General features: G+C 44.6%; 11 protein-coding genes. 6 read left to right on the top strand and 5 right to left on the bottom strand.

Translation table 11 applies throughout. The annotated features are described in order from the left end of the window. Nucleotides 1-74: 74 nt before the first annotated feature. The 5 genes from U6B65_12830 to U6B65_12810 form a co-directional block, all read right to left on the bottom strand. Complete coding sequence (locus U6B65_12830; protein WRS27200.1) at nucleotides 75-1,196, bottom strand: NAD(P)/FAD-dependent oxidoreductase; 1,122 nt, start codon at nucleotides 1,194-1,196, stop codon at nucleotides 75-77. Nucleotides 1,197-1,546: 350 nt separating this feature from the next. After that, entirely contained in the window at nucleotides 1,547-2,410 is an 864-nt protein-coding gene (locus tag U6B65_12825; protein WRS27199.1) for a carbohydrate ABC transporter permease, read from the bottom strand. Beyond that, complete coding sequence (locus U6B65_12820; protein WRS27198.1) at nucleotides 2,407-3,345, bottom strand: sugar ABC transporter permease; 939 nt, start codon at nucleotides 3,343-3,345, stop codon at nucleotides 2,407-2,409. Before U6B65_12820 ends, U6B65_12825 begins: the two co-directional genes overlap by 4 nt. A gap of 112 nt (nucleotides 3,346-3,457) precedes the next feature. Further along, nucleotides 3,458-4,870, bottom strand: a complete 1,413-nt coding sequence (locus tag U6B65_12815) for a carbohydrate ABC transporter substrate-binding protein (protein WRS27197.1) — start codon at nucleotides 4,868-4,870, stop codon at nucleotides 3,458-3,460. Nucleotides 4,871-4,977: 107 nt separating this feature from the next. Then, nucleotides 4,978-5,985: a LacI family DNA-binding transcriptional regulator gene (locus U6B65_12810; protein WRS27196.1), complete on the bottom strand. Its 1,008-nt coding sequence runs from the start codon at nucleotides 5,983-5,985 to the stop codon at nucleotides 4,978-4,980. Between the two features lie 501 nt (nucleotides 5,986-6,486). Here U6B65_12810 and U6B65_12805 point away from each other — a divergent pair. The 6 genes from U6B65_12805 (at nucleotide 6,487) to U6B65_12780 (ending at nucleotide 15,529) form a co-directional block, all read left to right on the top strand. Beyond that, entirely contained in the window at nucleotides 6,487-8,910 is a 2,424-nt protein-coding gene (locus U6B65_12805; GenBank protein WRS27195.1) for a glycosyl transferase, read from the top strand. A gap of 146 nt (nucleotides 8,911-9,056) precedes the next feature. Further along, nucleotides 9,057-10,400, top strand: a complete 1,344-nt coding sequence (locus tag U6B65_12800; GenBank protein ID WRS27194.1) for a GH1 family beta-glucosidase — start codon at nucleotides 9,057-9,059, stop codon at nucleotides 10,398-10,400. 26 nt (nucleotides 10,401-10,426) lie between these two features. Then, nucleotides 10,427-11,539, top strand: a complete 1,113-nt coding sequence (gene ugpC, locus U6B65_12795; protein ID WRS27193.1) for a sn-glycerol-3-phosphate ABC transporter ATP-binding protein UgpC — start codon at nucleotides 10,427-10,429, stop codon at nucleotides 11,537-11,539. A gap of 267 nt (nucleotides 11,540-11,806) precedes the next feature. Continuing rightward, on the top strand, nucleotides 11,807-12,433 hold the full coding sequence (locus U6B65_12790; protein WRS27192.1) for a TetR/AcrR family transcriptional regulator: 627 nt from the start codon (nucleotides 11,807-11,809) through the stop codon (nucleotides 12,431-12,433). A 9-nt stretch (nucleotides 12,434-12,442) separates the two neighbouring features. Next, nucleotides 12,443-14,767, top strand: a complete 2,325-nt coding sequence (locus U6B65_12785) for an ABC transporter permease (GenBank protein ID WRS27191.1) — start codon at nucleotides 12,443-12,445, stop codon at nucleotides 14,765-14,767. 3 nt (nucleotides 14,768-14,770) lie between these two features. Next, on the top strand, nucleotides 14,771-15,529 hold the full coding sequence (locus U6B65_12780; protein ID WRS27190.1) for an ABC transporter ATP-binding protein: 759 nt from the start codon (nucleotides 14,771-14,773) through the stop codon (nucleotides 15,527-15,529). The last annotated feature ends 30 nt before the right edge of the window (nucleotides 15,530-15,559 follow it).

Here is a 15,559-nt window from a genome sequence, read left to right as displayed (position 1 = left end):
AAGTCATTCTTAAACTGCACCGCGTTTAAGAATGACTTTTTGTTTAAAACAACAATAGAAGGCATAGAAAAATGTCACTTTTCCTTTTGCCCTTCCTTTATTTTGTTAAAAATCTTCATAAATGGAGTAGCATTTCGCAGCACCTGAGACTGGCTCTCTCTGTCACAGACGTGATCGGCTATTTTTTGGAACAACTCCATGCTTGAGCTTTTTACCAACATGTCTAAATCTTCATCGGTAAGGCTTTCCAAAAAGCGCCTGAGAACAAGAGAGTGCTCGTAATTTTTAAAAAGCGGCTTTACCAATTCTTCATAAGAACCCAAGCCGCATATATCATAAGCACTGTGAATACCTGTCAGAATAGAAGTGAACTGCCCAAAACCCAGCCCAGGCGAAATGGCACCGAAACAATTCCCAACAAAATAGGTGCTTTCCACTTTAGGACGTTCACAGATGCCTACCAGATATTTTGTTACTTCAAATTTATCCGTAATCTTAAAGGCTTGGTCAAACTCTTTGGATGTTCTCTCAAAAAAACGATCCCACATTGCATTGATATTCAATCGGCTGGTGCTGGGGTAATCCGGGTAGAGCATAACCAAGTTGGCTTCACTTTGGGAATAGGGAATTATCCATCCATACCCTTTGGGTATGATCTCATAATCAAACCACACATGCGGTATGTCTGTTTCAAACTGTCCCTCTATGGTGGCGCCCCTTACGGTACAGCTTAAATCGCTCCTGAAATTGCCCAGCTGGCTGGCATAGGCCGCATCTCCTGTGGCTAAAACAACCACATCAAACTTTTTGCACAATTCTTCATATTCATAATCAGAGTTGTATTCGATATCGGCTTTAACCTGTTGCTGCAATTGCATTTCGTAGGAACGATCATGCCTGCCTCTAATATTTGTGTATCCAATATCGCCATTGATACAGCCTGTTTCATTTTGCGAATGAATCACAATTTTATGCACTTCCGTCACCGGCTGCAAATGGATGCCGAAAATTTCTTTTAAATAGGGCAGGCTATCTTGAACCGGCCGGTTTAAAATATGGAACATGCTCTCCGCATTGATAAACCGATCACCGACACAGCGTCTTTTTTCAAATATAGCAGGGGTAATTCCATGTTTGATGAGTGTAAACGCGCAGGAGAGACCTGCCATACCGGCGCCCATAATTGCAACTTTCATTTTATTTCCTCCGTATACACGATACCGATAACTTTAGTATTATCTTTCAGCCTGCAATTATGTTTCCGCGTGTCTCATACCATATACTTGCCTGTAGTTAAGCCTTTGTTAGCATATAAAAAATGCCTTCGTTCGAATGTTTCCCCAATTCAAACTGAATCTGCGGGTAATCCTGCTCGCCAACTTATTCTGCCTTATCGGTTTTCCAGATAAACACTATCTGTTTGGAACCAATTATGAAATCCAAAAAGAAAAAAAGCAGCCGCTTAATCTACTGCTTAAGCGGTTGCTTCTCCGTTTTGTTGAGCGCATTAAATCAACTGCTAATTGAGAATTGCATTTGAAAAAAGTCATCCTTTTACACTGCCTAGTGCTACACCCCGCACAATAAATTTAGAGAGCAGCAAATAGACGATAATAACCGGCACGATGGCGATCGCCACCAATGTGTATACCTGCCCCATATCAAATTTCATAAAATCCGCACTGCGCAGCTGCGCAATTAAGATCGGCAATGTTTTTTTGTTGGAAGAATCCAGCAGCAATGCCGGCATAAAATAATTATTCCATGAAGCCACAAACATAAAAATGGCCTGCACCGCCATAGCGGGCTTCATAATGGGGAGCACAATGCGATTAAAGGTGTGAAATTCGTTGGAACCGTCAATTCTGGCGGCTTCTATGATCTCTATGGGGAGTGTGCTTTCCATGTATTGTTTCATGAAGAAAAATACAATGGGTGCCGCAACAGACGGTAAAATAAGAGGGATAAAAGAATTGCGAAGCCCCATGGTAGACATGAGCCTGACAAAGCCAAGGGCAGATACCTGTGTGGGCACCAGCATAACCATCATAATAAAAGCAAAGGCAAATTTTTTGAAACGAAAATTATATGCATGAATTCCAAAGGCTGTCATCGCAGAAAAATAAGTTCCCACCAATGCCGTGCATGCAGAAATAAAAAGACTGTTGCGCAAACTGGAAAGCACAGGAAGATTCTGATTGGTAAATAAATTTTTCAGGTTAAATATTAAGGATTTGCCTGGTAAAAAAGAAAAGCCTTTTTGTATATCGGGATGTGATCTTGTGGCGTTGATAACCAGGATATAAAACGAGAATAAAGAAAGAAACGTTAGCAAGATGAGAAATATGTAGCAGAATACTCGGCGAACAGATAAAGAGCGCTGTGCGGCGTTTTTTGCTCTGGAATTCATGCTTTATTTCCTCCTCTTTGCATTTTGCCTGTAAAGGAATAAAATACAATCAGGCTTAAAACGGCTGAAATGAGGAACAGAATCACCGATACAGCACCGCCCATGCCAAAGTTTTCGCTGAACAAATGCTTGTTCAGATACATCACCAATGTCATGCTGGTTCGATTGGGGTTCCCGTTTCCGTTGGTCAAAATCTGCGGAACATCAAACATCTGGATACCGCCGATCAAAGAAGTGATCATAACATAAATTAAAATTGGCTTAATCAGTGGAAGCGTAACCTGCCGGAATATCTGTGGAGAAGATGCACCATCGATTTGTGCCGCCTCAAATAAGGAAGGATCGATCCCCATGATGGCCGCCATTAGCAAAATAGTTGTGTTTCCATACCACATTAAAAAGTTCATCAGCGCAATCAGTCCCCGTGTGCTCCCTATATTTGCCAGAAAGCGGTAAGGGCTTTCCATCCCCATGCTCATCAATACGCTGTTGACCGGGCCGGCATCCGCAAAAATGGTGTAAAAAAGCATGGAAAAAGCTGCCGCCATAATGAGGTTAGGCATATAGATTACCGTTTTAAAAAATCCGCTTGCCCTCAAACGCAGACGTAAATCGGTAAACCATGCCGCCAACAGCAAAGACACAAGAAGCTGTGGCACAAACCCTAAAATCCAAATGATAAACGTGTTGGATAAATATTTTGAAAAATCCCCCTGTGTGAAGAGAGAATAATAATTTTCCAAACCCACAAAGGTTGGACCAATTAGATCCAGCCCCACCATATACCGCTCAAAAAAGCTGTTGTAAAAGGTAGAAATCAAAGGGATGAGCGAAAAAACAAGATATGCCAAAAAAAACGGGGCAATAAACAGATATCCCCACTTGCCGTAGCTGATCGATCGGCTTTTTTTGCGGGGAGAACCTTTCTCGTCCATAAAAACACCTCAATCCGAATTGGTAATACGGCGCCATGATTCAAAGGATAGCCTGCAAAGGCGGAGAGAACCGCCTTTGCAGCTAATATGGATGGCGTGCTTTAACTCAAGGTTAAGCGGGCTTCTTCAGGTTGGGATATTTTTCAATGACAGCGGTATAAAAATTCTCCAGAGCTTCCTCTCTGCTGACATTCCCATCGAAGTAGTCTTTGAATGATTTCTGGAATTCTTCTGTCATACCCTGATCGTATTTCGAGATATTGCTCATATCGATATTGGGGGCTGCAGCCGCAAACATTTTGATGTGGTTCTGCCCGCCCAAAAATGCAGACTGGTAATCACTGTTTGCGATCTCTGTCATAGCCGCCTGATTGTTGGTGTAATCCTCTGTATCCAGCGTAATCTGTTTCATTGTTGCGGCATCGCTGGTGAGAGTGAGCATGACTTCACGAACCAGATCGATATTGTCGCTGCCTTTTGCTGCACAAATCCATGTGCCGCCCCAATAGTAGCTTTCAGGCCCTTCACATACAGCGTAATCACCATAGATGCCGTTGCCGACTTCTGCTTTTCCACCTTCTGCCAGCGGAACCGCAAGAGAGTTTCCAAGCAATGTGAAGTTAATGCCCCATGTGGAATAGAAGAAACCAAACACCTTGCCCTCCGGCCCTTGGTCTGCACCCCATTCGGGAGCCCACAAAGCAGTCTTGTTGTTATACCCCTTGTCGGTATAATCCTTGGTTTGGTCTACCCAGCGGAACATATTCTCATCCACACGGATGACATCGTTCGCATCTACCCAAGGAGCCGAAATGTTGTTGGCAAAGGTGCGGTAAGAATCATCATAACCCGAAAGCATTCTATAGCCCTTTGCGTTCATTTTTACAGCAATTTCATTGAATTTATCCCAATCGCTCAGATACTTCTGCACTTCGGCAGGATCATCTGTTCCCAACACGTCCTTGGCGATCGAACGGCGATAAGCAAACAATCCGGGGGTTGCCTGCCATGTCACGCCTTTAAGCTTGCCGCTTGTATTCGTTACAATCTCCTGTGTGTATTTATACTGGTCTTTGAGATCCGCATCGGTTAAGCCTACATCGGCTTTTACATCCAGCGAATAATCTGTATCCACATATTTTGCTGCATAGTCTGCCTCTATAAGAAAGATATCAATTTTATTATCAGAGGAATCCTGATTTCTTAATTCAGCATCCAGTTTGTTTTGATATGCATTGTTTTCATTTGGCGTAATCACCCATTCCACCTGAATGTCAGCAGGAAGTTTGCCAGGTTTAATGAAATAATCATTGAATCTGCTTTGGAACTCCTCGTTCCAGGCAAAGATACGCAGTGTTTTATCCGAGGCGCTTGCTGGAGGTGTTTCCGATGAAGGCTCGCCTCCCTGAGAAGACGGTGCAGGATTTGCAGCGTTTGGCGTTTGGTTCGAGCCGCATGCGGTGATAGTCAAGATCAACATCAGCGACACCATAGCAAAAGCCAGAATCCTCTTGTGCATTTTCATAAAGATCCTCCTTATTATAATTTGTGAATAGAATCTGCTTGATTTTATAGAAGCGGAGAGCTTCCGCACTATAAACACGAATTGCGGTTGTAACTACTGTTGTGCGCTTAAAGCTGGCGCACAGAATCACCCGGGAGAAGTTCGCCCTTGACCATAATCTGCTCAATAATAGAAGACTTGGGATTCTCGATGGCTTTTATTAATTGGGCGGCTGCATGAGTACCGATGGCGTGGGTATCCTGCCGCAGTGTAGTCAGCCTTGGCCGCAGCACCTGTGAAAGATAAATGCCGTCATACCCCACCACACTGATATCCTCAGGGATACGCAGCCCGCTGCGCTCAATTTCATTCATGCCACCGATGAAAGAAAAATCATCCGGATACATAATGCAAGTGGGCCTTTCGGGAAGTGCAAGCAGCTCACGAGTTGCCAGCCCGCTGGAAGGCGGATCATGATAATTTGCGCTCTTAATATACTTGTCGGGCAGTGTGATATCCAGCTGTAGGCAGGTGTGATAAAAACTGGACAAGCGCTTTTGTGTAACGGAAGTATCCTCTCCGTGTATGTATGCGATTTTTCGGTGCCCCTTGCTATGAATATAGGTCACTAAATCACGTATGCCTCCAACATTATCGGAAAGGATAGCGGTGCGATTGTTAAACACATAGTCGATGGTAATCGTGGGAATATCGCTCTGAACCAGTTCCAATACCATCGGGTCATCAAAGGTTACACTGGCAATCACCACACCGTCACAGTTGCGGTAACGGCAATGGTCATAGTAGCTCATGGGGGTGGAGCCGATATTCTGGCTGATAAACGTAATGTCGTAGCCAAGACGTTCTGCCTCCACCTTGAAGCTCTCTAAAATGGGAGAAAAATATTCGTGGGCAAGACCGCTGCGCATCTTATCTGTGAAAAGAACCCCGATGTTGTGTGTCCGGTTTGTTTTCAGCGTACGAGCAGCGGCATTGGGGAGATACCCCATTTCCTTCGCTGTTTTGCGTATATTCTCAACCGTTGCTTCTGCAATATCCGAATAACCGTTCAGCGCCTTGCTGACAGTCGCAGGGGACACACCCAGCCTATCTGAAATATCCTTAATGGTCACCATTCACGTTCCCCCCTTGATTTAGGCCAATCCGAGCTTACAGAAACTTTACTTAATCGTTTTCGTAAATTAATGCTATCACATAATTGCTATTAATTCAATATAATTATTTGTATTTTTGTAATAAAAGTAAATTTTATCGATTATGCACAAGTTTTATAAGCTAAAATCCACGATAACACCTGAAAGACAAATCAAAATCCGCAATAAATATACGGAAATAACCTCGAATTTAAATTTTAATGGTCAATTATTGTGAGATATAAAGCTAAAATAAAGAAAAAATGCATTATTAATTTGAATTTATTGTTGATTTTTTTATATACATATACTATAATCAAGTCAACTTAATCGATTTCGTAAATCAAACTACAGAATGGAAGTGCTGAAAAACAGACTTTGGCCATGGATTATTTTACACAAACAACGTCTCAGATATTTGTATAGTCCACAAGTAAGATAGCTTAATCGATTTCGAAAACAAAACGACTGGGTGGAAGCACTATGAAATATGGGTTCTTTGATGACTCTGCTATGGAATATGTCATACAAACACCGCAGACTCCCCTGCCGTGGATTAACTACTTGGGAAACAGCGCGTTTTTCAGCCTGATTTCCAATACCGCTGGGGGATATTCCTTTTACCGCGATGCCAAACTGCGCAGAATTACACGCTATCGCTATAACAATGTGCCAACAGATCAGGGTGGTCGCTGTTATTACATAAAGGATGCGGGCGTATTGTGGAGCCCCGCATTTCTTCCCTGTAAAACACCGCTGGATCATTACCGCTGCCGCCATGGGCTTGGATATACCGCCTTTGAGAGTGAAAAGAACGGCGTGCGGGCGGATATGACCTGCTTTGTCCCCTTGAATCATCTTTGTGAAATTAACAGCCTCACCCTGACAAACACATCCCAAAGCGAAAAAAAACTGGAACTTTTCGGCGCTGTGGAGTGGTGCCTTTGGAACGCCACAGATGACGCACAAAATTTTCAGCGCAACCTAAACACCGGCGAAGTCGAGGTGGCAGGCTCTGTTATCTATCACAAAACAGAATACCGTGAGCGCCGCAATCACTACACATTTTTCGGTGTGAATGCGCCCACCTCCGGCTTTGATACAGACAGGGAAACTTTTCTTGGCCGGTTTGGCTCTTGGGATCAACCGGGCGCAATCCTTTCCGGTAAAATGGGCAACAGCATTGCAAACGGATGGGCACCAATAGCGTGCCACAAGCTGGAAGTAGCCCTTGCCCCCGGTGAAAGCAAAAACTTCGTCTTTTTGCTCGGTTATGCGGAATTGGATGGTGCTGAAAAATGGGAATCACCCAGTGTAATCAACAAGCTCCCGGCACGCTGTATGATGGAACAGTTTTCCACCCAAGAAGCCGTGGAACAATCTCTGGTGGAGCTGGCGCTTCATTGGAAGGGGCTGCTGGCTAATTATCAGGTCAGCAGTTCGGATGAAAAGCTGGATCGCATGGTCAATATCTGGAATCAATACCAATGCATGGTCACCTACAATATGAGCCGCAGTGCCAGCTACTTTGAAAGTGGCCTTGGGCGTGGCATGGGTTTTCGGGACAGCTGTCAGGATATTCTTGGGTTTGTTCACATGGTGCCTCAAAATGCACGTCAGCGCATTCTGGATATTGCCGCCATTCAATTTGAAGATGGCAGCGCCTATCATCAGTATCAGCCCCTTACCAAACGAGGCAACACCGAGGCAGGCTATGGCTTTAACGATGACCCGCTTTGGCTCGTTGCGTGCACAGCGGCTTATATTCGGGAGACAGGCGACCACGCCATACTGGAAGAAATGGTCCCCTTTGATAATCAGGCAGAAAAAAGCAAACCGCTGTTTGAGCATCTCCGGCGCAGCATCCGCTACATTCTCTCCCACACGGGGCCCCATGGATTGCCATTGATCGGGCGTGCGGACTGGAACGATTGCTTGAACCTGAACTGCTTTTCCGAGCAGCCGGATGAATCGTTTCAAACCTGTTCAAACTTTGAAAGTGGAAAAGCGGAAAGCATTTTCATTGCTGCTATGTTCGTAAAATATGGCTGTGAATATGCCGAGCTGTGCAGCCGCTTCGGAGATGAAGCGGAAGCGGCAGAGATTCTGGGGCATGTGCAGGAAATGGAACAGATCGTACTTAACCACGGATGGGATGGGCAATGGTTCCTGCGGGCATACGATGCTTTTGGCAATAAAGTAGGCAGCCATGAATGTGAGGAAGGCAAAATTTTCATTGAACCTCAAGGGTTTTGCGCAATGGCGGGCATCGGCATAAAAGAGGGGCATGCCGAAAAAGCACTGAGCAGCGTGCAAACTCACTTGCTGAACGATTATGGAATTGAGCTGCTGGCCCCCTGCTTTACACAGTATCACAAGGAGCTGGGGGAAATCACAAGCTATCCGCCCGGCTATAAGGAAAACGGTTCAGTATTCTGCCACAGCAACCCATGGGTGACCATTGCGTTTGCCGCCGTGTCGGATGGAGACAGTGCCTATGACACTTACCGGCGCATTGCCCCTGCCTTTACAGAAGAGCACAGCGAAATCCGGCGCACTGAGCCTTATGTGTATGCGCAGACTATCGCCGGAAGAAGTGCGGCCCGTTACGGAGAAGCAAAAAACAGCTGGCTCACAGGAACAGCGGCGTGGGGATTTGTCAGCGTCAGCCAATATATTTTAGGCATCCGCCCGGGCTTTGATGGTCTCATTGTGGAGCCTTGTCTCCCCTCTCGCATTACACATTTTACCGTGACACGCCAGTTCCGTGGGGCCATTTACCGCATCACGGTACACAACAACCGGTCTGGGCAATATCGCCTGCTGCTGGATGGAAGCCCGCTAACTACATCCTATATCCCATTTACAGAAGGCCGGGCAGAATACAACGTGGAGGTCTTTTTGTAGTTGTATAGGTTTAAAACCACAACGTGGTTTTAAACAGCGGCACTCTGCCGCTAACCGCCATAGGCGGTCTATACCGACTTCATACTCCTTTACACGCCATGCTTGTTTGTGGGCGAAGCCATATGAGTATATAGGAGGATTTTTTGATGAAATTTCCGGATGGATTTCTTTGGGGTGCGGCAAGCGCCGCATATCAAACAGAGGGGGCCTTTCGTGAGGATGGCAAAGGGGAAAACATATGGGATGTTTTCTGCCGCAAGCCCGGCGCAATCCGCAACAACGACAGCGGCAATGTGGCCTGCTGCTCCTATCAAATGTACGAACGAGATGTGCGGATGCTGAAACAATTGGGTGTACACGCATACCGCTTTTCCGTTAGCTGGTCCCGCATTCTTCCGGAAGGCACCGGCCCCGTGAATGAGCGGGGGCTGGCTTTCTACGATAAGCTGATTGATCTTCTTCTGGCAAATGGCATCACACCCTATGTTACCCTGTATCATTGGGATCTCCCCCAAGCGCTGCAAAACCAAGGCGGATGGCTTTGCCGAAAAACTGCAGATGCCTTTGCAGAATATGCCGCTATCCTCGCAAAGCACTTTGATGGACGTGTCCAGAACTATATCACACTGAATGAGCCACAATGTTTTATTGGATTGGGCTATGGTTCGGGCATCCATGCGCCGGGCCTAACGCTTCCGATCGAATATCAGCTTCTGTGTATGCACCATACCCTGCTTGCACATGGCATGGCTTGCCGGGCACTGCGCAGTGAAAGCAGCGGCTCCGTTCGCATCGGCGTGGCCTCTACCGGTAATTTGTGCTATCCGGCAAAGGATACACCCCAAAGGAGAGATGCGGCCTGCTCAGCAACCTTTGCACTGCGGGAGGATGATTGGAGCTTTACACACAACTGGTTTCTGGATGCTGCCGTGTTTGGCCGGTATCCCGAATCAGCCCCCGAACCATTGGCAGCGTTTGCGGCCAGGGTACCTCTCAGCGACTGGGAAGTGATCTGCCAGCCCATGGATTTCCTGGGAATAAACGCATACAATGGCCATGAAGTGGATGAAAAAGGGCGGTATCTGCCTCGCTTTATCGGCTCCCCGAGGACAGCAATGAAATGGCCGGTGACCCCACAGGTGATGCGGTATGGCTGCCTTTGGCTGTACGAACGCTACAAGCTGCCCCTTTATATTACCGAAAATGGCCAATCCTGCAACGATAGAATATTTCTGGATGGTGCAGTGCACGATGCAGACCGAATCGATTTCCTGCACCGATATTTGTTGGAACTGGAACAGGCAATACAAGAAGGCGTTCCCATCTTGGGCTATTTTCATTGGAGCTTGATGGATAATTTTGAATGGCACAGCGGATATGGCGAGCGAATGGGATTGTTCTATACAGATTTTCATTCACAGCGGCTGATCTCAAAAGATTCCGCTGTCTGGTATACAAACCTAATCCGGCAAAACGGAATAATGGCATAAACGGCTGATGTTAAGGAGGTCTTGTTATGGCAAGCATAACACTGGAGCATGTATACAAAATATTCCCCGGCAACGTGACCGCTGCCCACGATTTCAACCTTGAGATTGCAGATAAGGAATTCATCGTTCTCGTGGGGCCATCCGGATGTGGCAAATCAACCGTACTGCGTATGATTGCAGGGCTGGAGGAGGTCACCGACGGAGAAATTCATATTGGCGAAAAACTCATCAACAATGTCGCCCCCAAAGATCGGGATATTGCTATGGTATTCCAGAACTATGCGCTGTATCCTCACATGACAGTCTACAAAAATATGGCATTCAGTCTTCAGCTCCGCAAGGTGCCCAGCAGTGAGATTAAAGCCAAGGTAAACGAAGCCGCCCAGATATTGGATATTGAGCATTTGCTGCAACGCAAGCCTAAGGAGCTTTCAGGGGGCCAGCGGCAGCGTGTTGCGTTGGGCCGGGCAATGGTGAGAAACCCTGCCGCCTTCCTGCTGGATGAACCACTATCAAATCTGGATGCAAAGCTGCGTGCAGCTATGCGCGCCGAAATAACCAAGCTGCATCATGAACTTGAAGCTACATTTATTTATGTAACCCATGATCAAACAGAAGCCATGACCATGGGCGATCGAATTGTTGTGATGAAGGATGGCTTTATTCAGCAAATTGATACGCCGCAGGATTTATACGACTATCCATGCAATGTGTTCGTAGCAGAATTCATCGGGTCTCCCCAGATGAACATGCTGCCGGTTATCATCACGCAGCGGGAAGATGGATGGGCCGCCATGCTGGGGCAAACCCCTATACGCTTGCCGCAAAGCAAAATACAGCAAAAGGATATGACACAGTATGACGGCCAAGAAGCCGTGCTGGGCATTCGCCCGGAAAGTCTATACGATGATCCGGCGCATCTTGAAAACCCGGAAAACAGCGTTTTCCAAGTGAAAACAGAGTTAGTCGAGATGATGGGCTCAGAAATATATCTTTATGGAGACAGCGAAAACGGAAAAATCATTGCCCGCCTGCCAGCTCATAGCCATGCAGATCATGGCGCTACGATACAATTGGCAATGGATACCTCAAAAATTCACTTATTCGATAAAGAGAGCGGACTGGCAATTTTTCATTGAAGATAAGAAAACATGCAAAAGGCCGTCTAAACCTAATGTTTGGGCGGCCTTTTGTATGTTACTTCCCACGATGATTTACTACTAGCATGGGATGAGCAGTATATAAGTGCATCTTCCAATCTTTCACTTTGCTTAAGAAAATAATTTTGGCTTGATTAGTCTTAAGCAAAAAAACTCCTATTATATTGAATTGTTATTGACAAACTAATAGAATGAAACTATTATGTAATAGACTGGCGTTCAGTCTATTACATGGAGGGTTCTTTGATGAGAATCATTAAGGATGCTGACGAGCGAAAAAACGAAATACTAGATGCTGCCGAAACACTTTTTTCTCAAAAGGGTTTTGACGGAACGAGTATAAGCAACATTATAGAAAAGGTGGGGGTTGCACGAGGAACGGTATATTACCATTTCAAATCAAAAGAGGATATTATGGATTCTCTTATTGACCGAATCAATATGCGGCTTTTAACAGCTGCCAACGAAATCGCTGCCGATAAAAGCATACCTGTTTTTGAACGTTTATTTAAGACGCTGATGGCCATGAATGCACCTGACAACGAAGAATTAACAGGACACATGCACAAGCCTCAAAATGCGTTAATGCACCAAAAAAGCCATAGAGCTATACTTGAGAATCTAACACCTATAATAACCGGAATCATTGAAGACGGCATAAAAGAAGGCCTTTTTGATCTGCCCTATCCTTATGAAACAGTGGAGATGGTGATTGCCCATGTGAACACCGTTTTCGATAATTACATGAAAACATTACCTCCTGAGGAACGCCTTAAAAGAATCAGGGCATTTATTTTTAATCTGGATAGGCTATTTGGGGCAAAGCCGGGGAGCTTTTCTCCCGTAATACAACTGTTTAATTTGGAGAACTAGAGGTGCGCTATGTATAACAAGATCATAAAAAATGATATACGAAAAAGCCCACTCATCACTGCATCGATTACAGCGTTTATTCTCATTGCCGCAATGCTGACTTCTCTTGCTGCCTTATTGATTGTAAATTTGGTGGGCGCTATTGATAATATGCTTGTAGAAGCAAAAACGCCTCATTTTATGCAAATGCACTCCGGCAGCATTGATATAGAACGGCTAACAGATTTTGCAGGTATTCAAAGCAATGTAGAATACTTTCAGGTGCTTGAGTTTTTAAATATTGAAGGTGCCGAAATTGTTATTAGGGAAAATTCGCTTGCTGGCAGCGTGCAGGATAATGGCCTTTCGGTGCAAAGTGAAACCTTTGATTTTTTATTCGACCTAGACAATAACATGATCCATCCCAAAGACGGCGAAATTTATGTCCCCATTTATTATATGAAAGAGGGCAAAGCCAAGGCAGGCGATGCGGTAACGATACATGGCGTTGAGTTTACCGTTGCCGGGTTTTTAAGAGATTCCATGATGAATCCCGCTTTGATATCATCTAAAAGATTTCTTGTCAGCACCAATGATTTTGAAAAGGTAAGAAGCTTTGGAATACTGGAAAATCTGATTGAATTTCGCCTGAAAGACAGTTCTTCTTTGGCTGTTTTTGAAGCCGCCTATCTTGAGGCGGGGTTAGAAGCCAACGGACCTCCTGCCATAACCTATTCTCTTTTTAAGGTGGCTAACGCAATTTCAGATGGAATTATGATAGCCGTATTGGTGCTTATCAGCATACTTGTTATAGTTGTGACCTTTTTATGCATTCGTTTTACCCTGCTTGCCAAAGTTGAGGAGGACTATAGGGAGATTGGTGTGTTAAAGGCTGTAGGCTTTCGAGTGTCGCACATTAAGAGACTCTATCTGGCAAAATACAGCCTAGTAGCAGGGATAGCCTGTGCTTTTGGCTTTGTCGCATCATTGCTCATTCAAGAACCTTTTATGCGAAACATCCGACTTTATATGGGTGAAAGTGACCGCTCTTTTCAGGGGCTGCTGCTTGGCTTTATGAGTGCAGTGGGAATATTCTTTGTCATTATGCTGTATGTGAATGGCATTTTAAGCCGTTTTCGCAAAATCTCTGCGGCACAAGCCATACGGTTTGGTGCTCCGCAGGAGAAATCAAAATCAACAAGAAGTTTTCTGTTAAGCAGGAATCGAATCGTTTCACACAATGTATTTCTTGGAATAAAGGATGTGCTTTCCAGAAAAAAACTCTATGTAACCATGCTGGTGGTAGTAGTGATTTCTTCTTTTATTATGATTGTTCCTCAAAATATCTATAACACCATTTCATCCAGAAGCTTTATAACCTATATGGGCATTGGAAGCTGCGATATGCGTCTTGATGTTCAGCAAACAGACAATATAAAACAAAAGACAAAGAAAATAGCCGGCGTGTTGGCGCAAGATAAAAGCATTGCAAAATACACTGTACTCACCAGCATGATGTTTGATATGAAAGCAGACAATAGCACAGTACAGCGGCTTAAAATAGAGCTTGGTGACCATGCAATCTTTCCTATAACGTATTCCAAAGGCAACATGCCGCAAACCGATTCGGAAATTGCTATTTCTCAGCTGAATTCAGATGATTTGAAAAAACAAGTCGGTGATGAAATTGTGTTGATTCTTGATGGAAAAGAAAAACAACTGACAGTATGTGGAATTTACTCCGACATCACCAATGGCGGCAAAACGGCAAAGGCTAATTTCAAAACAAGTCAAAACAATATCCTTTGGAGCACAATACCCATTGCTTTTTACGACAGCTCCGTGACAGAGGCGAAAGTATCCCAGTATAAAGACGAATTTTCCTTTGCAAAGGTTTCCAGCATTGATGAACACATTGAGCAGATGTTTGGTTCCACGATTGCGGCCATGCAAAAAGCTTCTTATGCTTCTATTGCGGCAACGATTGCACTTACGATACTCATTACATTGCTGTTTATGAAAATGCTGGTTACAAAAGACCGATATCCTATAGCGATCCTAAAATCCATGGGCTTTACTACCTCAGATATTCGCATACAGTATGTAACACGCGGAGTGGTCGTGCTGATCTTTGGTGTGATAATCGGAACAATTCTATCAAATACTTTGGGTGAATTGGTTGGTATGGCAATTATCTCTTCATTTGGGGCTTCATCCTTTCATTTTGTGGTGAATCCGTTGTTTGCTTATCTCTTTTCGCCCTTGCTGATTGCGGTATGTGTGTTTATTGCCACACTATTGGGCGTCTCGGACATTCGCTCACTGAAAATCTCGGATCACATCAAGGAGGCGTAAGCCATGAAAAAGATCATTACAGGAAAAAATATTGTAAAGACTTTCGGCGAGGGAAAAGAGAAAACCAACGCGCTTAACGGGGCAAATATAGAAATAGCAAAAGGTGAATTCATTGCTGTCATGGGGTCTTCCGGTTCGGGTAAATCCACTTTGCTGTTTACCTTAAGTGGGATGGATAACATCACCAGTGGGTCAGTCAAATTTGATGACATTGAGCTGTCTGAATTAAATGAAAACGCTCTTGCGGATATTCGCCGCAAAAAGATGGGCTTTGTGTTCCAACAGCCGACTATGCTTAAAAATTTAAATCTGTTGGATAATATTATTCTCCCCACCTTGCAAGAGAATAAAAAAAACAGTGCCGCAATAATTCAAAAGGCAAAATCCCTTATGAAGAAAACAGGGATAGCCGAACTTGAAAAAAGAGATATCTCAGAAGTATCCGGAGGGCAGCTGCAACGGGCTGGTATATGCCGCGCACTGATGAACTCACCTGAGATTCTATTTGCGGATGAACCCACAGGTGCGCTCAATTCAAAATCGGCCGAAGAAATTATGGATTTGCTTGTAGACATCAATAAAGACAGCACAGCTATTTTACTTGTAACCCATGACACAAAAGTGGCCGCTAAGGCTGACAGAGTTTTATTTATGAAAGACGGAGTAATCGTATCGGATTTGCTGCTTGATCAATTCAACGGAAAGGATATGAATGCAAGGATAGAAAAGGTGGTTACACAAATGGCCGCTGTGGGCATATAACAAAAAACCGCTTGAAAGTGATATTCAAGC

It is taken from the genome of Oscillospiraceae bacterium MB08-C2-2 (genome assembly GCA_035621215.1).
Classification (GTDB): Bacteria; Bacillota; Clostridia; order Oscillospirales; family Ruminococcaceae; genus WRAV01.
This window is presented reverse-complemented; position numbering and strand designations above follow the sequence as displayed.

Coding starts and splice junctions, on each gene's coding strand:
- U6B65_12830 (WRS27200.1), bottom strand. CDS start 1,196: ATGAAAGTTGCAATTATGGGCGCCGGTATGGCAGGTCTCTCCTGCGCG.
- U6B65_12825 (WRS27199.1), bottom strand. CDS start 2,410: ATGAATTCCAGAGCAAAAAACGCCGCACAGCGCTCTTTATCTGTTCGC.
- U6B65_12820 (WRS27198.1), bottom strand. CDS start 3,345: ATGGACGAGAAAGGTTCTCCCCGCAAAAAAAGCCGATCGATCAGCTAC.
- U6B65_12815 (WRS27197.1), bottom strand. CDS start 4,870: ATGAAAATGCACAAGAGGATTCTGGCTTTTGCTATGGTGTCGCTGATG.
- U6B65_12810 (WRS27196.1), bottom strand. CDS start 5,985: ATGGTGACCATTAAGGATATTTCAGATAGGCTGGGTGTGTCCCCTGCG.
- U6B65_12805 (WRS27195.1), top strand. CDS start 6,487: ATGAAATATGGGTTCTTTGATGACTCTGCTATGGAATATGTCATACAA.
- U6B65_12800 (WRS27194.1), top strand. CDS start 9,057: ATGAAATTTCCGGATGGATTTCTTTGGGGTGCGGCAAGCGCCGCATAT.
- ugpC (WRS27193.1), top strand. CDS start 10,427: ATGGCAAGCATAACACTGGAGCATGTATACAAAATATTCCCCGGCAAC.
- U6B65_12790 (WRS27192.1), top strand. CDS start 11,807: ATGAGAATCATTAAGGATGCTGACGAGCGAAAAAACGAAATACTAGAT.
- U6B65_12785 (WRS27191.1), top strand. CDS start 12,443: ATGTATAACAAGATCATAAAAAATGATATACGAAAAAGCCCACTCATC.
- U6B65_12780 (WRS27190.1), top strand. CDS start 14,771: ATGAAAAAGATCATTACAGGAAAAAATATTGTAAAGACTTTCGGCGAG.